The organism is Streptacidiphilus jiangxiensis, from assembly GCF_900109465.1.
GTDB lineage: Bacteria > Actinomycetota > Actinomycetes > Streptomycetales > Streptomycetaceae > Streptacidiphilus > Streptacidiphilus jiangxiensis.
Genome location: NZ_FOAZ01000004.1, coordinates 424,896 through 441,782 on the forward strand (window position 1 = coordinate 424,896; position 16,887 = coordinate 441,782).

At 72.5% G+C, this 16,887-nt stretch carries 17 protein-coding genes; 13 read left to right on the top strand and 4 right to left on the bottom strand.

Annotated elements, in window-relative coordinates; all coding sequences use genetic code 11:
- Positions 1-26 precede the first annotated feature (26 nt).
- From sufD to BMY61_RS46045, 8 genes are all read left to right on the top strand, one after another.
- On the top strand, positions 27-1,226 hold the full coding sequence (sufD, locus tag BMY61_RS10800) for a Fe-S cluster assembly protein SufD (RefSeq protein WP_042441509.1): 1,200 nt from the start codon (positions 27-29) through the stop codon (positions 1,224-1,226).
- On the top strand, positions 1,223-1,549 hold the full coding sequence (locus tag BMY61_RS10805; RefSeq protein ID WP_042441507.1) for a non-heme iron oxygenase ferredoxin subunit: 327 nt from the start codon (positions 1,223-1,225) through the stop codon (positions 1,547-1,549). The genes sufD and BMY61_RS10805 overlap by 4 nt, the downstream gene beginning before the upstream one ends.
- Positions 1,550-1,553: 4 nt before the next feature.
- Entirely contained in the window at positions 1,554-2,318 is a 765-nt protein-coding gene (gene sufC / locus BMY61_RS10810; protein WP_042441505.1) for a Fe-S cluster assembly ATPase SufC, read from the top strand.
- Positions 2,315-3,571, top strand: coding sequence for a cysteine desulfurase (locus BMY61_RS10815; protein ID WP_042441503.1), 1,257 nt, complete (start codon positions 2,315-2,317; stop codon positions 3,569-3,571). The genes sufC and BMY61_RS10815 overlap by 4 nt, the downstream gene beginning before the upstream one ends.
- Before the next feature lie 21 nt (positions 3,572-3,592).
- Positions 3,593-4,048, top strand: a complete 456-nt coding sequence (sufU, locus tag BMY61_RS10820) for a Fe-S cluster assembly sulfur transfer protein SufU (RefSeq protein WP_042441500.1) — start codon at positions 3,593-3,595, stop codon at positions 4,046-4,048.
- A gap of 95 nt (positions 4,049-4,143) precedes the next feature.
- Complete coding sequence (locus BMY61_RS10825; protein WP_042441929.1) at positions 4,144-4,431, top strand: metal-sulfur cluster assembly factor; 288 nt, start codon at positions 4,144-4,146, stop codon at positions 4,429-4,431.
- A gap of 88 nt (positions 4,432-4,519) precedes the next feature.
- Positions 4,520-5,611 carry a hypothetical protein gene (locus BMY61_RS10830; protein WP_042441499.1) on the top strand — a complete coding sequence of 364 codons (1,092 nt, stop codon included), beginning with the start codon at positions 4,520-4,522 and terminating at the stop codon, positions 5,609-5,611.
- 38 nt (positions 5,612-5,649) lie between these two features.
- Entirely contained in the window at positions 5,650-6,051 is a 402-nt protein-coding gene (locus BMY61_RS46045; protein ID WP_063773136.1) for a hypothetical protein, read from the top strand.
- 9 nt (positions 6,052-6,060) lie between these two features.
- Here BMY61_RS46045 and BMY61_RS10840 read toward each other — a convergent pair whose 3' ends face one another.
- A complete protein-coding gene (locus BMY61_RS10840) occupies positions 6,061-6,954 on the bottom strand; it encodes a DNA-3-methyladenine glycosylase family protein (RefSeq protein WP_042441496.1) in 894 nt (297 codons plus the stop codon).
- Positions 6,955-7,070: 116 nt separating this feature from the next.
- Positions 7,071-8,366: an MFS transporter gene (locus tag BMY61_RS10845; protein ID WP_082014626.1), complete on the bottom strand. Its 1,296-nt coding sequence runs from the start codon at positions 8,364-8,366 to the stop codon at positions 7,071-7,073.
- Between the two features lie 243 nt (positions 8,367-8,609).
- On the opposite strand from BMY61_RS10845, the gene BMY61_RS46050 reads away from it, so the two are divergent.
- The 3 genes from BMY61_RS46050 (at position 8,610) to BMY61_RS10860 (ending at position 12,368) form a co-directional block, all read left to right on the top strand.
- Positions 8,610-10,277 (top strand): hypothetical protein, encoded by a 1,668-nt coding sequence (locus BMY61_RS46050; RefSeq protein ID WP_052438213.1) that lies wholly within the window; start codon positions 8,610-8,612, stop codon positions 10,275-10,277.
- Between the two features lie 191 nt (positions 10,278-10,468).
- Positions 10,469-11,575: an acyltransferase family protein gene (locus BMY61_RS10855; protein WP_063773135.1), complete on the top strand. Its 1,107-nt coding sequence runs from the start codon at positions 10,469-10,471 to the stop codon at positions 11,573-11,575.
- 118 nt (positions 11,576-11,693) lie between these two features.
- A complete protein-coding gene (locus BMY61_RS10860; RefSeq protein WP_042441494.1) occupies positions 11,694-12,368 on the top strand; it encodes a zinc ribbon domain-containing protein in 675 nt (224 codons plus the stop codon).
- A 34-nt stretch (positions 12,369-12,402) separates the two neighbouring features.
- On the opposite strand, the gene BMY61_RS10865 is transcribed toward BMY61_RS10860, so the two are convergent.
- Positions 12,403-13,908 carry an APC family permease gene (locus tag BMY61_RS10865; protein WP_042441492.1) on the bottom strand — a complete coding sequence of 502 codons (1,506 nt, stop codon included), beginning with the start codon at positions 13,906-13,908 and terminating at the stop codon, positions 12,403-12,405.
- 108 nt (positions 13,909-14,016) lie between these two features.
- Here BMY61_RS10865 and BMY61_RS10870 point away from each other — a divergent pair, with 108 nt between their 5' ends.
- A complete protein-coding gene (locus BMY61_RS10870) occupies positions 14,017-14,661 on the top strand; it encodes a TetR/AcrR family transcriptional regulator (protein WP_042441490.1) in 645 nt (214 codons plus the stop codon).
- Positions 14,662-14,676: 15 nt separating this feature from the next.
- Here the strand turns inward: BMY61_RS10870 and BMY61_RS10875 are convergent, their stop codons facing one another.
- Positions 14,677-15,588, bottom strand: coding sequence for a hypothetical protein (locus tag BMY61_RS10875; RefSeq protein ID WP_042441489.1), 912 nt, complete (start codon positions 15,586-15,588; stop codon positions 14,677-14,679).
- A gap of 137 nt (positions 15,589-15,725) precedes the next feature.
- Between BMY61_RS10875 and BMY61_RS46055 the strand changes: the two genes are divergently transcribed.
- The gene (locus BMY61_RS46055) at positions 15,726-16,868 is read left to right on the top strand and encodes a hypothetical protein (RefSeq protein WP_042441487.1); all 1,143 of its coding nucleotides are present in this window, start codon (positions 15,726-15,728) and stop codon (positions 16,866-16,868) included.
- Positions 16,869-16,887: the final 19 nt, after the last annotated feature.

Sequence of the window (16,887 nt, forward strand, 5' to 3'; positions counted from 1 at the left end):
TCCAGAAAGCGAGTAGCACGACAGCCATGGCTGACGTCACCACCACCCCCGGGGGAGCCACCACCTCCGGCTCGATCAAGGTCGCCGGTGTGCCCGGCGAGTTCTCCCAGCCGGCGGACGCCCGCAGCGAGGCCCTCGCCTCCTACGACGTCGCGGACTTCCCGGTCCCGCACGGCCGCGAGGAGAACTGGCGCTTCACGCCGCTGCACCGTCTCAAGGGCCTGCACGACGGCACCGCCGAGGCGACCTCCGGCGCGATCAAGGTCGACGTGACCGCCCCCGAGGGCGTCCTCGTCACCGCCGTCGAGCGCGACGACGCCCGGGTGGGCGCCGCCGGCAAGCCGGTCGACCGCGTCGCGGCGCAGGCGTTCTCCAGCTTCGGCAAGGCCGGTCTGGTCTCCGTCCCCAAGGACGCCCAGCTGACCGAGCCGATCCGGATCACCATTCACGGCCAGGGCGGCGTCGCCTACGGCCACCAGGTGATCGAGGTCGGCGCGTTCGCCGAGGCCGTGGTCGTGATCGAGCACACCGGTGACGCCGTGCTCGCCGCCAACGTCGAGTACCTGATCGGCGACGGCGCCAAGCTGACCGTCGTCTCGGTCCAGGACTGGGAGGACACCGCCGTCCACGCCGCCCAGCACACCGCGCTGGTCGGCCGCGACGCGAGCTTCAAGTCCGTGATCGTCACCCTCGGCGGCGACGTGGTGCGCCTGCACCCGCGCGTGATCTACGGCGGCACCGGCGGCGAGGCCGAGCTCTACGGCCTCTACTTCGCCGACGCCGGCCAGCACCTGGAGCACCGCCTCTTCGTCGACCACGACACGCCGCACTGCCGCTCCAACGTCGCCTACAAGGGCGCGCTGCAGGGTCAGGACGCGCACGCGGTCTGGATCGGCGACGTGCTGATCCGCGCCGAGGCCGAGGGCACCGACACCTACGAGCTCAACCGCAACCTGCTGCTGACCGACGGTGCGCGGGTCGACTCGGTGCCGAACCTGGAGATCGAGACCGGCGAGATCGTCGGTGCCGGCCACGCCTCCGCCACCGGTCGCTTCGACGACGAGCAGCTCTTCTACCTGCAGTCGCGCGGCATCCCGGCCGACGAGGCGCGTCGCCTGGTGGTTCGCGGCTTCTTCGCCGAGCTGGTCCAGCAGATCGGCCTGCCGGAGCTCCAGGAGCGCCTGATCGAGAAGATCGACGCCGAGCTGGAGGCGTCCGTCGGATGAGCAGTAACGGCTTTGTGCGCGTCGCCGCGCTGAGCGAGCTGGAGGAGGACACCCCGAAGCGGGTCGAGGTCGACGGCGTCGCCGTCTCGATCGTCGCCGCCGAGGGCGAGATCTTCGCCATCAACGACATCTGCTCGCACGCCAACGTGTCGCTGTCCGAGGGCGAGGTGGAGGACTGCATGATCGAGTGCTGGCTCCACGGCTCGCGCTTCGACCTGCGCACCGGCAAGCCCTCGGGCCTCCCTGCCACGCGGCCCGTCCCTGTCTACCCCGTAAAGATCGAAGGGGACGATGTGCTCGTCTCCGTCACCCAGGAGTCCTGAGTCCATGGCAACGCTTGAAATCCGCGACCTGCACGTCTCCGTCGAAGCCGAGAACGGCCCGCGCGAGATCCTCAAGGGCGTCGACCTGGTCGTGAAGCAGGGCGAGACCCACGCGATCATGGGCCCGAACGGCTCCGGCAAGTCCACCCTGGCCTACTCGCTGGCCGGCCACCCGAAGTACACCATCACCTCCGGCACGGTGCTGCTGGACGGCGAGGACGTGCTGGCCATGTCCGTGGACGAGCGCGCCCGCGCCGGCGTCTTCCTGGCCATGCAGTACCCGGTCGAGGTCCCCGGCGTCTCGGTCTCCAACTTCCTGCGCACCTCCGCCACCGCGATCCGCGGCGAGGCCCCCAAGCTCCGCACCTGGGTCAAGGAGGTCAAGGAGGCCATGGCCGACCTCCAGATGGACCCGGCGTTCGCCGAGCGCAACGTCAACGAGGGCTTCTCCGGCGGCGAGAAGAAGCGCCACGAGATCCTGCAGATGGAGCTCCTCAAGCCGAAGATCGCGATCCTCGACGAGACCGACTCCGGCCTCGACGTCGACGCGCTGCGCGTCGTCTCCGAGGGCGTGAACCGCGTCCGCGAGACCGGCGAGGTCGGCACCCTGCTGATCACCCACTACACGCGCATCCTGCGCTACATCAAGCCGGACTTCGTCCACGTCTTCGCCGGCGGCAAGATCGTCGCGTCCGGCGGCCCCGAGCTGGCCGACCAGCTGGAGGAGAACGGCTACGAGCAGTACGTGAAGGGCGGTGCAGCCGAGTGATCCATACCTCTCGCACGCTGGACGTGGACGCGATCCGCAAGGACTTCCCGGTCCTGTCGCGGATCCTGCCCAACGGCAAGCCGCTGATCTACCTGGACAACGCGGCCACCTCGCAGAAGCCCAAGCAGGTCCTCGACGCGCTGACGGCCTACTACGAGCTGCACAACGCGAACGTCCACCGCGGCGTGCACACGCTCGCGGAGGAGGCCACGGCGCTGTACGAGGGCGCGCGTGACGCCGTCGCGTCCTTCATCAACGCGCCGAGCCGCGACGAGGTCGTGTTCACCAAGAACGCGAGTGAGTCGCTGAACCTCGTCGCGAACATGCTCGGCTGGGCCGAGGAGCCGTACAAGGTCGACGCCGACTCCGAGATCGTCATCACGGAGATGGAGCACCACTCCAACATCGTCCCGTGGCAGCTGCTGGCGCAGCGCACCGGCGCGAAGCTGAAGTGGTTCGGTCTGACCGACGACGGCCGGCTCGACCTGTCGCACATCGACGAGATCATCACCGAGAAGACCAAGGTCGTCTCGTTCGTCCTGGTCTCCAACATCCTGGGCACCGTCAACCCGGTCGAGGCGATCGTCCGCCGCGCCCAGGACGTGGGCGCGCTGGTCGTCATCGACGCCTCGCAGGCCGCCCCGCACGCGGTGTTGGACGTGCAGGCGCTGGAGGCCGACTTCGTCGCCTTCACCGGCCACAAGATGCTGGCCCCCACGGGCATCGGCGTCCTGTGGGGCCGTCAGGAGCTGCTCGAGGACCTTCCTCCGTTCCTGGGCGGTGGCGAGATGATCGAGACCGTCTCCATGCAGTCCTCGACCTACGCCCCCGCGCCGCACAAGTTCGAGGCGGGTACCCCGCCGATCGCGCAGGCGGTCGGTCTGGGCGCGGCCATCGAGTACCTGAACGGCGTCGGCATGGACGCGATCGCGGCCCACGAGCACGCGATCACCGAGTACGCGCTCGGCCGCCTCCAGGAGGTGCCGGACCTGCGGATCATCGGCCCGACGACGGCCCAGGACCGTGGCGCGGCGATCTCCTTCACCCTGGGCGACATCCACCCGCACGACGTGGGCCAGGTGCTGGACGAGCAGGGCATCGCCGTGCGCGTCGGCCACCACTGTGCGCGCCCGGTCTGCCTGCGCTACGGAATTCCGGCGACCACGCGGGCGTCGTTCTATCTGTACTCCACCGAGGCGGAGGTGGACGCCCTGATCGACGGGCTGCACCACGTCCGCGCCTTCTTCGGCTGAGAAGAGAGGGACAGCGGCGCTGTGAAGCTCGACTCGATGTACCAGGACATCATCCTGGACCACTACAAGAACCCGCACGGCCGTGGCCTGCGCGACGGCGACGCCGAGGTGCACCACGTCAACCCGACCTGCGGTGACGAGATCACCCTGCGGGTCAAGCTCGACGGGACCGTGCTGAAGGACGTCTCCTACGAGGGCCAGGGCTGTTCGATCAGCCAGGCCAGCGCCTCGGTGCTGAACGAGCTGCTGGTCGGCAAGGAGCTGGGCGACGCCCAGAAGATCCAGGAGGCCTTCCTGGAGCTGATGCAGTCCAAGGGCCAGCAGGAGGGCGACGAGGAGGTGCTGGAGGACGCGATCGCGTTCGCCGGCGTCTCGAAGTACCCGGCGCGCGTCAAGTGCGCCCTGCTGAGCTGGATGGCCTGGAAGGACGCCACGGCGCAGGCCCTGGCCGGAGCGCCCGTCAAGGAGAGCGCATGAGCGAGACCACTGCGGAGACCGCCGAGACCCCTGAGGCCTCGGAGGGTCCCGCGTTCGAGAGCGTCAGCAAGGGCTCGGTCGCGGTCGACGACCTGATGGAGGCCCTGATGGACGTCGTCGACCCCGAGCTCGGGATCGACGTCGTCAACCTGGGCCTGATCTACGCCGTCCACATCGACGAGGGCGACGTCGCCACCGTCGACATGACGCTGACCTCGGCGGCCTGCCCGCTGACGGACGTCATCGAGGACCAGGCCCGCACGGCCACCGACGGCCTGGTCAAGGACCTGCGGATCAACTGGGTCTGGATGCCGCCGTGGGGCCCGGACAAGATCACCGACGACGGCCGCGACCAGCTGCGCGCCCTGGGCTTCAACGTCTGATCGAAGCTCCCGGTCGTACTCGGTAGTAGCGTCTCAGCGGCGCGGGGCCATGCCCCGCGCCGCTGACGTTTGCAACACAATGTGACTCATGAGGTTTCTTGCGGTTCTGTGCGGAGCGCTGCTGCTGATCACCGTTGTCGGCAGCGTGCTGCGTACGCTCGTGGTGCCGCGGGGCCTCTACTCGGCTCTGGTGTTCCGGCTGACGAAGTCGCTGCGGACGGTCCTGCGCTGGAGCGCGGCCCCGCTCGGCACGTTCCGGGCCATGGACCGCGCGCAGGCGTGGCTGGCCCCGCTGGTGCTGCTGGGCATGCTCACCGCCTGGCTCGGCGGCATGCTCGTCGCCTACTCGCTGCTGCTCTACGGCCTCTCCGACTTCAGCTTCAGCACCGCCGTCCGGGAGGCGGGCTCCAGCCTGTTCACGCTCGGCTTCGCCAGTGGTGACCGGCTGAAGCTCTCCGGTCTGGACTTCGTCGCCGCCGCCACCGGTCCGCTGGTGATCGCCCTGCAGATCGCCTACCTGCCCACCCTCTACAGCGCCTACAACCGCCGTGAGACGGAGGTGACGCTGCTGGAGTCCCGCGCCGGTGAGCCCGCCTGGGGGCCGGAGCTGCTGGCGCGACAGTGGCTGGTGGACACCCAGACCGCGCTGCCCACCCTCTACAAGGACTGGGAGCGGCTGGCCGCGGACATCGGCGAGAGCCACTCCAACTACCCGCTGCTGCTCTCCTTCCGCTCGCCGCGGCCGCAGCGCAGCTGGGTCGTCGCGCTGCTCGCCGTGATGGACGCCGCGGCCATGCAACTCGCCATCGCGCCCAAGTCCGCGCCGCCGGAGGCCCGGCTGGTGCTGCGCGCCGGCTTCAGCTCGCTGCGCGACATCGCCCGGACCATGCGGGTCCCCTTCGACCCCGACCCGGAGCCCACCGCGCCGATCCGGCTCACCTTCGCCGAGTTCGACGCGGCCTGCGCGATGGTCTGCGCGAGCGGGTTCGCCAAGGAGCGGTCGGTCGAGGAGGCGTGGGTGCACTTCCGCGGCTGGCGGATCAACTACGAGGGCATCGTCTACGAGCTGGCCCGCTGGACCGACGCCGTCCCGGCGCTGTGGAGCGGCCCGCGCGACTTCGCGGTCACGCCCATCCCGCCGCGCCGCCCCCAGGACCGTCGCCCCGCGGAGCGGTACTGACGCACGGTGTTGGGTAGGAGCCCAAGCAGGAGGCGGCCATGCACTTCGCCCTCGGCCGGCCCGCGCACCTGCGCCCCCGGCGGCCGGAACGTGACGGCTCGGAGCCCAGCACCGCGCTCAGTGACCTGCCGGCGCGGCGGCTGCTCGCGGGCATCTTCGGGCCGGTCTACGCAGCGGGCGCGGTGCTCTTCTCCCTGATGGCGGCCGCCGCGAAGCCCACCGACAGCGCCGCCAGGAACACCTGGATCGGCTTTGCCGCCGTGTGCGCCGTGCTCGCGGTGATCGCGGCGGTGGACCTGCTCGTCATCCGGGCCCGCATGGCGGCCGAGCGCCGCGCGGGCCTGGCCTGGCGCCACGACCGCCCGTGGGTCATGCGCGGCGACGTGGTCCGACGCGGCGAGGACCGCCCCGGCGGGCGGGGCGAGCTCCCGCCGCCCTGACGGCCGGGCTCAGGACGCTCCCACCCGCAGGTAGTAGGACCAGTAGCCCAGGTGCTCGCCGTAGTGCCGACGCAAGGCCGCAGGGTCGACGGGTCCGCCGTAGACCGCGGCCGCAGGCACGGCGAACTGGCGCATCTCCAGCGGCACGTGGTTCATCCGGCCGAGGCCGCGCAGCAGGATGGCGCTCGCGGTCCAGTCGCCGACGCCCTTGACCGAGCGGAGTGCGGCGTAGGCCTCCGCGTAGGGAGCGGTGCGCAGGTACGTCTCGCCCATGCCGGCGAGACCGCGCAGCAGATGGCCGAGATACAGGGCCTTGCGTTCGTGTCCGACCAGATCGAGCCAGTCCGCATGCGTGAGGTCGGCGAGCAGGTCGGTCTCGGGGAACGCCTGGAACCGCGTGCCGTTCAGCGTCAGCGTGGGGCCGAGGGCGGTGATCGCGCGCTTCGCGCCCAGCGCGTCCGACCGGCTCGTGCGCTGGGAGACCAGGGCCCAGACCGCGATCTCCGCGAGCGTGAGGAACCGGACGTGGTGCAGGCCGTGCAGGCGCCGGACGAGCGAGGCGTAGGCCGGGTGGTCCGCCTGGGCCAGGGCGTAGAACGGGCGCAGGTCGTCGGAGAGGCTCAGGTAGGCGTCGAGGGCGGTCCGCACACGCAGCTCTGCGTCGGCGGCCGGCGGGGAGTGCGAGCTCAGTTCGTAGCGGACGCCCTCCGGCACCGGGGTGAGCTGGAAGACGACGGCGCGGCCGTCGAGGGAGAGCGCCTTGGTGATGCCGGTGTCGGTCAGCACCTGGTCGCCCTTGCAGGCGCCGAAGCCACGCAGGAAGCGGACCGAGGCCCGCAGGTCGAACGGCTGGACGGCGGGCAGGGTGCCGGTGAGGAACGTGGTGGACACGGTGGCGGGCACGAGGGACTCCCTGGTGTGGTGTCGTCGCTGTGCCCACCACGCTAGGAGCGGAGTAGGACAGCGCCTGTCCTACTCCGTCCGTGCTGCTCCACCCCGGTCACCCCGTTCGGTCCCGGTCAGTCTCGGGCGCGCAGAGCGCCTGCGGCCAGGGCCAGGCAGGCCGTCGCGGCGACCGCGGCGAACGTCGCGAACGCCGGGAGGATGCCGTACGCGCGGGCCAGGAAGCCCACGCCGACGATCGGGAGCGAGCTGCCGAGGTAGACCACCACCCACAACGTGCTCAGCTGCGACGCCCGCTGGCCGGGCTCCAGCGCCGCCGACGCCTGGGTGAACAGCGCCCGGAAGGCCAGCCCCTGGGACGCGCCCGCGAGCACGCTGCCGACGAAGAGCAGCGCCGGGACGTGCGCGTATCCGGCCAGGACCACCAGGCCGAGGCCGGCCGCCAGGCCGGTCATGCCGAGCGCGGGGACCACCCGCGAGCGCGTCGGACGTGCGAGCAGCTGCGCGGACGCGGACGCGCCGAGCAGCAGCGCGGCGACGCCCGCACCCGCCAGCGGAGCCCGCGTGTGCAGCAGGGACGCGGCGTAGCTGGGGGCGAGGCTCAGGTACACGCCGAAGACCGCGTAGGAGACGAAGCCCGTCGCCGCCGCGAGCAGGAAGACGCCACGGCCCCGCCGGGGCAGGCTCAGCGAGCGCGGGCGCAGGCTGGTGCGGGTGGCCGCGACCCGCGCGGCCGACGCGGTCGCCTCGCTGCCCGGGGAACGGGGGTGCAGCAGGGCCAGCGGCACACACAGGGCCAGCAGCGCGATCGCGTGCAGCAGGAACGGGGTGACCACCGGGTCCGCGCCGCGGGCCAGCGTGGCGCCCAGCAGCGGGCCGAGTGCGACGCCGCCGGCGGACGCGGCGAGGGTCAGCTTCGCGGCGACGGAGGGGCGGTCGGGCAGCAGGTCGGCGAGGGCCGCGCCCGCCGCGCCGGTGGCGAGGCCGACGGCGACACCCTGGATGCCGCGGCCGAGCGCCAACTCGCCGAGGCTCCCGGCGGAGGCGAAGACCGCGTCGCCGGCGGCCGCGAGGGCGACGGCGGGCAGCACCAGGGCGCGGCGGCCGAGCTGGTCGGACCAGTGGCCGACGGCGGCGAGCACGGGGACGAGCGCGAAGACGTAGACCGTGAACAGGACGGTCGTGTCCACCGGGGTGAGGCCGAGACGGGCCTGCAGCGCGGGGTAGAGGGGCGTCGCCAGGTTCGCGCCGATCAGCAGGAGCAGCAGCACGGCGACGGTCAGGCCGACGCGGACGCCACGCAACGCGTTCCAGCGGCTCAGCGAACGAAGGCGGAGGCGGTCGCGCGGGGCGAGTTCGAGAGGAAGCAGGGCCTCGGTCAGTCGGGTGCCGACCGGGGTCAGGTCCGCCATGGCAGGGTTCTCCTGGCGTCTGTGCTCCGGGCCCGTCCCACGGGGTGTGTGGGGGAAGGTCCGGGTGGAGCAGGCGTGCGGGGGACGTGCGGGCCGTCAGCGCGTGGGTGTGCACGTTCAGCCCAGCGGAGGATACGTGCTGGTCACCCGTCAAGGGAAACGACGCCCGGCCCCGCCAGGGACTACCCTCGGCGTCAGGAGCGGTGTTCGTGCGTCACACAGGTGTGAAGGACGGTCGGGATCATGGCAGCGCGCAGCCGTAAGGACGGCACCATCGGCGAGGGCGTGCCCCTGCCCGCCGACCTCGATCTGGAGACCCTCTACGGAGCCGGCGCGGGTGACGGGCACCCGGACGCGGACGACCTGGACGCCACGGACGAGGACGACCTGGTGCTCGTCCCGCCGGTGCGGCTCGCCGCGGCCGAGGAGCTGGCCGCCGCCGCGCTGGCCGCGCCGCTGGTCGCGCAGACCGTCGCGCTGGCCCGCTGGGTCGGCGAGGGCAAGCCCGTCGACGAGTGGGGCGAGCTCTCCGAGGAGCAGGCGTCGGCCGCGGCCGCCGCGATGGGGCTGGACGGGGACGACGTCGGCGAGGTCGAGCGGGCCTGGGCGCTCGCCGTCGACCTGGAGCTGATCGTCCTGGAGTCCGGCCAGGACAGTGCCGAGGACGCACCGGAGCGCGGCCTCGCCGGTCCGGAGCTGGCGCGGCTGGAGGCGGGCGACCCGGAGGCCGTCCTCGACGCCTGGCTCACCGCCGCGTCGGTGATCGCGCAGACGGCGGTCGAGGCCGCGATCGAGGACATCGAGGCCGCCTCCCGCGAGGACGAGGACGAGGACGAGGACGAGGACGACGGCCCGCAGGGCGAGAAGGCCGACGAGCTGGAGGCGGACGACGAGTCCGAGGAGGAGTACGCGCGACTGGAGGAGGCCCGGGAGGAGGCCCAGGGCCTGCTCGACGACGCCCTCCAGGTCCTCTACGAGACGCGGGCGCTGGCGCCGACCGCGGCCGAGCAGACCCTGCCGCTCGGTGTGCTGGCCGCGCTGCTGGTCGTCCCCGAGGGAGAGGACCCGACCGAGGAGCTGCTTGGCGAGATCACCGAGACGATGGTGCTGCTCGACCCGATGCTCCAGGAGCTCGCCGACCTCGGCATCCTCGACTACCGCCCGATCGACCCGAGCCTGTTCGAGGAGAGCGAGGACGGCGACGCCCCGGTGGCGGAGTCGGAGGAGCTGGACCCGGAGGAGGTCGACCGCTTCGGCCACGTCCGGCTGACCGACCTCGGCCTCTTCGGTGTCCGGCAGTGGCTGCTGGAGGACGGCATCGACGCGCCGCTGGTGGGCGCGCACGCCCAGGGCGACGCCGCGGAGCTGCTGCGCGGCATCTGCGAGTCGGCCAACGTGCTGCCGGAGGAGGAGATCGTCGAGTGGATCCAGGGGCGTGATCCGCTGGCGGCCGCCACGGAGCTGCTGGCCGCCGCGCGCGGCGACGACCTGGTGGCCCCCGTCCGCCGCCTGTACTGCCAGGTCGCGCTGCGACGCCTGGGTGAGCCCGCGGTGCCCGCGGTTCGCGAGGTCCTGGGGGACCCGGAGCTGGTCGGCATCGCCGGCGCGTGGCTGACCGAGCTGGGCGCGACGGACCTGCCGCAGCCCGAGCGGGCCACCGTGCTGTGGACGACGGTCGACGCGCTGGCCGCCCAGCTGATCGACACCGGCGGGCAGGCGGAGGCGATGCGCGAGCTCGTCGAGATGCTGCCCGGCCCCGACGGCCCGGACCGCTTCTTCGACGACCTGTGGCGGGTGGACCACACCTACACCCGTGCGGTCCTGGAGGCGGTGGGCGAGCTGCACCCCGACAAGTCGGTGGCGAAGATGGCCCGCAAGGCGGCATACAAGGCGAAGTCGCAGGGCCGGTGACGATCGTCACAAAATCCTCGCAGTACGGCATTGGTGTTGTTGTCGGGGTACTGACTACTACGTAGTAGGGTGCGCGGGTCACGCAGAAAGAGGCCCTTTTGTCCCGCCCCTTGCTTCCCGAGTCGCCCACCGTCCAGCTGCGAGCCCTGACGTCGTCCCCCCCGCCGCCGTCCCCGTCGCAACCGGAGCCCGTGTCCGAGCGGATCATCCCGCAGCCGCGCCGCCCGCGGCTGTACGCGCTCGACGGGCTGCGGCTGGTCGCCGCGTTGGCGGTGGTCGTCTTCCACTTCGTGGGGTACGACCACTTCGGCTACCAGGGCGCGTGGCACAAGCCGACGGGTGTGGTCTTCCCGACGCTGCACTCGATCGCGTCCTACGGCTGGCTCGGGGTCGAGTTCTTCTTCCTGCTCAGCGGCTTCGTCATCTGCATGTCGTGCTGGGGCCGTTCGGTCCGGGACTTCGCGGTCTCCCGTGTCATGCGCCTCTACCCGGCGTACTGGTGCTGCGTGTTGCTCACCGGCGTCGCGCTTCGTCTGAACGGCGACACGACCATGACGCCGGAGCGGATCCTGACCAACCTGACCATGCTTCACGAGCCGCTCGGCGTCGGGCACGTGGACCCGGTCTACTGGTCGCTCTGGGCGGAGATGCGGTTCTACCTGATCTTCTCGGTCGTCGTGCTGATGGGCCTGACCTACCAGCGGGTGCTCGGTTTCTGTGCGATCTGGCTGGTCGGCGCGGTGCTGGCGCCCGCCTCCGGGCTGTCGCTGCTGGTGACGCTGTTCCAGCCGACCTACGCGCCCTTCTTCGTCGGCGGCATCCTGATGTTCCTGATGTACCGGTTCCGGCCCGGCCCGCTGCTCTGGCTGATGCTGGGAGCCTCGTGGCTGCTGGCACAGCACCAGTTGCTCATCCTGGTCAACGAGGAGGGCGGCTGGTCCGCTCACCTGCGTCTGTCCTGGACGGTGGGCGTGGCTCTGGTGACCGCCTGCTACGCCGTGATCCTCGCGATCGCGCTCGGCAGGCTGACGTTCCTCAACCGCCGCTGGCTGGTCACCGCCGGGGCCCTGACCTACCCCCTCTACCTGCTCCACGAGGAGCTCGGCTGGCTGGTCATCGGGCGACTGGCCGGCAGGGTGGCCCCGGAGGCACTGCTGGCCGGTGTGGTCCTGCTGATGCTGCTCGGCGCCTACCTGATCCACCGGCTCGTCGAGCGACCGCTCGCGAGCCGCCTCAAGACCTGGCTCACGCTGCCCGTGCCCGTGCGGCGCGGCCCGGGGGCGTCGACCGCCGCCTGAGCCGTCCCGCGGACAGCCCGGACCACCGGCCGAAGCGGTTCCGGCGCGAACGGAACTGGCCCCCTCACGAGCGCGTGTGCGAGAGTGTGCGCCGGTTCCGTGGAGGGGGCAAACAGGGATGAACGGTCAGAACGCTCCGGGCGAGATCTACTTCAGCAACAACTACCACGACCTGTGTCAGCAGTACGGCACAGGTGCGGGCTTCCAGTTCGAGTTCGGCTGTTCGCGCTGCCACGACACCTGGCGTTCCGCGTTCCAGCCCTACGCCAGCGGCCGGGTCTCCGGTTGGCTGGACAAGGCCGTCGGCAGCGCCTGGGGGGCGCTCGGCCGGGCCGGCAGCGAGGCGTCCGCCGCGCTGGACGGGTTGGTCGGCGCGAACTGGGGCCCGGCCAAGGACGCCGCGTTCCGGCGCGCCATCGCGGACGCCGAGGGCCACTTCAACCGCTGCGCCCGCTGCACGAGTTACGTGTGCGAGCGGTGCTTCAGCCAGGCGCAGGGCCTGTGCCACGGCTGCGCGCCCGACACCGCCGCCGAGGTCGCGGCCGCCCAGCAGCGCGGCCTGAACGACGCGGCCACCTCCCGCGCCTACGACCTGGGCGGCAGCCAGGGCGCCTCCTACGACCTGGACCGGCCGTTCCAGCTGGTCTGCCCGGAGTGCCGCACCGAGACGCACGGGGCCAACTTCTGCCCCTCCTGCGGACACCGGCTCGGCGGACAGGACGCCTGCGCTTCCTGCCACGCCGAGCTCCCGCCGGGTGCCGCGTTCTGCCCCCACTGCGGCACGCGCCGGTAACGGATCACCCTCGGGCCTGTCCGACGGACGGGCCCTACAGGACGGCGGGCGCGAGCTCGTCGCCGATGGGCCGGTCCTCGTCGGCGCCGCGCATGCGGCGGTCGGGGCGGCGCACCAGCAGGTAGGCCAGGCCCGCGAGGGTGACCGTGCCGACGCCGAGCAGCGCCGCCCAGACCTGGTACCAGGGCGCGCCCACCGGGGCGAGGATGCTGCGCGGCCAGCAGATGTTGACCACCTCGAAGCCGGTCCACACCACCGCGAGCAGGTTCAGCGGGGTGCCGAGCCGGCCGTAGCCCACCGCTCCGGCCGGCTTCCAGGTGCCGCGCAGCCGCGCGACCAGCGCGACCACCGTCAGCAGGAAGAACGGGACGAAGGTCGCCGCGCTGCCGAAGGTGATCAGGCTGCCCATGGCCGAGGTGCTCAGGCCCAGCGGCAGCGCGGCGCAGCTGACCACCGTGGCCGCGACGAGGCCGCCGATCGGTGCCTTGTGCTTGTTGACCTTGCGGACCTGGCGGGAGAAGGGAAACACCTCGTCGCGGGCGAGCGAGTACAGGCCGCGGGCGGCGCCGCCCTGGGAGGCCATCAGGCAGGCGGTGAAGCTGACCAGGACGACCACGACGAACGGCTTGTCGGCCCAGCCGCCGAAGGCGTGGGTGACGGCGGTGGTGACCGGATCGAGGTCCTTGCCGGAGACGACGTCGGCGGGGTTCGGGTGCGCGAGCTCGACCGAGACGGCGTTGAGGATCACCACGAGACCGACGCTGAGCAGCGACCACCACATCGCCCTCGGCACCTGGCGGGCCGCGTCCTTGGTCTCCTCGGCGGTCGAGACGCAGGCGTCGAAGCCGATGAAGGCCCAGCCGGCCACGGCCACGGCGGCCAGCATCGCGCCGGTGTCGCTGACGCCGAGCCCGGCCGGGGCGTGCAGGAAGTCGGTGAGCAGCGAGAAGCCGTGCTGCCGGAAGACCAGCAGCAGCGTGAAGCCGACCAGCACGGAGGCGACCGCCTCGGCGGCGATGCCGAGGCTGACGAACCAGCGCAGCAGGTCGATGCCGTAGGCGTTGACGAGGGTGCAGAAGAGCATGAACCCGGCGGAGGCCAGCACCTGCTCGGTGGGCGTCGGGACGGCGCCGAAGAGCGAGAAGAGCCAGGGCGAGGCCAGGTAGGCGACCGTGGTGTTGCCGAACATCACCGCGAACTGCCACATCCAGCCGCTGAGCCAGGCGAAGGCCGGGCTCGCCAGGCGGCGGCTCCACTGGTAGGCGCCGCCGGCCAGCGGCCACTGCGAGGCCAGCTCCGAGTAGACCGCCACCACCAGGCACTGCCCGATGAGACAGATCGGCAGGGCCCACACCCACGCGCCGCCCGCGATGCTCATACCGACCTGCGCGGCGGCGTAGAGGCCGACCACGGGGGAGACGACGGCGAAGCCCATGGAGATGTTCCCGAGGACGCTCAGGCTGCGTCTGAGCTCCTGGCGGTAGCCGAGCGCGGCCAGCCGGTCCGCGTCGGTCGTGGTCTCGTCGGTCAGGTCGGTCATGGGCTCCCGTTTCCTCGGCTGTGTCGGCTAAAACTAACTTAGTTAGTCACTGGTGTTGAAGTGGGACGATAGCCGCCGAAGGCGGAGAGCGGAAGAGGGGATTTCGGGGTGGGTCGACCCAGCAGGGCACTGCTGACCCGCGAGCGCATCGCGCTCGCCGCGCTGCAGGTGGTGGACGAGGAGGGCCCGGACGGGCTCACCATGCGGGCGCTGGCCGAGCGGCTCGGAGTCAAGGCGGCGTCCCTCTACAACCACGTCGAGAGCAAGGAGGCGCTGGTCGACGACGTCTCCGAGCTCGTCAACGAGGAGATCGACCACGCCCCCCTCGACGACCCCGACTGGCGCGCGGGCCTCGCGGCGTACGCGCGCGGCTATCGCGCGGTCTTCCTGCGCCACCCCAACACCATCGCCCTGCTGGCCCGTCGCCGCGTCGAGGCCTCCCGCGCACTGCGCGGCTACGACGCCCTCCTCGCGCTCCTCGGTCGGGCCGGCCTCGACCCGGCGGACGCCGCGGAGGTCGCGGCCGCGCTGGACTACCTCGTCCTCGGCTCCGCGCTGGAGACCTTCACGGCCGGCTTCACCCGCGAACCGGCCGCGTACCGGCCCGAGTACCCGGCCCTGGCGGACGCCCTGTCCGCCTCCTTCGCCCGCGGCGGCGCGGCACCCGGCAGCGGCGCGCCCGGCCTGGACGACCGGGGCTTCGAACTCGGGCTGCGCCTGCTGCTCGACGGCGTCGCGGCGCGCAGGCCGTAGGTCCTGCTCCTGCTGTCAGCTCGTCACGTCGACCCCGAAACCGGCGCCGTGGAAGACCACCGGGTCGAACGGGTCCGTGGCGGTCACGGTGCCGCCGTTCAGGCGGGTGCCCGGGCGGGCGGACGGGGCGATGGTCAGCGGCAGCTCCTCGGCCTCGTCGCGCCAGGTCAGCGGCGCGCCCGGGTAGCGGCAGGTGAGGACGGTGGCGGAGGCGTCGGGCGTGCAGCGGTAGGCGGAGGGCCTGGCCCAGTGGGTCCGCGTGGGGGCGCGGAAGGTGAAGACCGCCGGGCCGGTGTACTCGTTGGAGGGCCCCGCGTTGCCCAGCACGGCCACCAGCGGGACGGTCTCGCCCGGCTTGCCGCGGGCGGGGAGGACCGTCGCCACCACGTGCACCACGGGGGCTCCCGTCACCACGTCGTAGACGGCCGTCGCCCGGTCGGCTCCGTCCGGGCCGTCGGCCGCGGTGACCGCGCACCGCTCGGTGGCGTGCGGCGGGACGGACGCGCCGAGCTCGACCGTCACCGTGCGGCTCACGGTCTCCCCGGGGGAGACGCCGGCCGGGATGGCGAAGGAGACACCGCCGGCGGGCAACGGCGTCAGGGCCGGCCCCGGATCCGCGGTGTAGGTGTTCGGCTGGAAGCCGTGGACCACGACCGTCGTGGCCCGGTCCGTCGGCAGGGAGCCCGTGTTGGTCACGTGCACGCCCAGCGCCTGTGCCGTGCCCGGCGGGACGGCGACATCCGGCCAGTCGACGGCGAGGTCGAGGGCGAGGTCGAGGGCCCGCCCCTCGCCGACGTGCGCGGGCGGGGTGCAGTGGGCGGGGTCGGCGGTGTCGGCGGGTCGTGCGGCGGCCGTCGCCGCGGGCAGTGCGGCGAGGGCGAGCGTGGCGGCGAGCAGGATCTGGCGGATGGACTGAAGGGGCGTCATGACCCCACGGTCCGCCGCAGGACGGCGCGGGGACGGGTGACGTGCGGGTGGCGGGTGTGGCGTCAGTCGATCGGGGGAGGGGTATCGAAGAGCCGACAGGCCCTAGGGTTGGCTGCAGCGACGGCAGGGGAGGCGCGGTGAGGTATCGCAGCGGCGGGTCCGAGCCCCCGGACGGTCCCGACGGCCCGGACGACCTGTGGCGCGGGGCGGCCGCGCGCGACCAGGAGATGCTCGCCGCCGCCGCGTTCCCGCTCCACGTCCCCACCGCGCCCGTGTTGTCCCCGGTCGCGCTGACGGAGTACCAGCTGACCGACGGCGAGCTGGTGAAGGTCGAGCTGGTGCACGGCGACTGGTTCGCCGGGCCGTCGGTGCAGGTGGTCTCGCTGAGCCCCGGCCGTGGCGGCGAGGGCGTCGGGGAGAACTGGGCGCTGCTGGAGGACCTGCTCGCCACCGAGCGCGAGCGGCTGCGCGAGCCGGGCGTCGCGCGCGCGGCGACCGCCGAGGAGGGCCCGGCCGAGCTGGTCGTCGACGGTGTGCCCGTCCCGGCGACGCTGCGTCGCGAGGGCGCGCTGTGGGTGGCCCGGCTGCGCCTGCCCGACGGGCGCGCCCGGCTGCTGGTGACCGGCCGCGGCGTGGCGCCCGAGGAGGTGGCTCTCGGCCTCGTCGAGGATCTCGCGCCCTACGCGGAGGGCCGTCAGGCGCTGCTCAACGAGCTGACCGTGCGCCGCGCGGCGCGCGCCAAACGGCAGGAGCGGAGCAGCGGGTCGGTCGCCGAGGAGCCGTTGGGGCTGGCCGACCACCGGCGCCTGGTCGACTTCTGCGTCGCCGACGCGGTCCGCGTCGAGACGGCGGTGCGCGCCCATCGGCTGCCGGTCTCGGGTGCGGCGCACGGCGAGGAGCACGGCAGGCTCTGGGAGCGGGCGGTGCGTCAGCAGATGCGGCTGGCCGGGGAGGACCACTCCGAGGCCGACGAGTCCGTGACGGCGCTGGTCAACCAGATCTCCTCACTCGCCCAGCACTCCGACTGGTTCCTCGACCCGGCGAACGCGGACGCCGCCGAGGCGGCGATCGAGGAGAGCATCCGCTTCACCGCCCTCGCCGGTGACGTCCGCAGCGCCCCTGCCCAACACGCCTGGCAGCGCCAGTGGCACAGCCTCGACGAACCCTCGTTGCCGGGCGCCTCCCTCACCCCGGAGGAGCGCCGCCTCCGCGTCGAACTGGCCCTCCAGGCCCGTACGAGCTGGCTCGACCTCTGGCGAACCTGGCTCGCAGCGAGGTGACCTCACGGTCCCGGGTCAC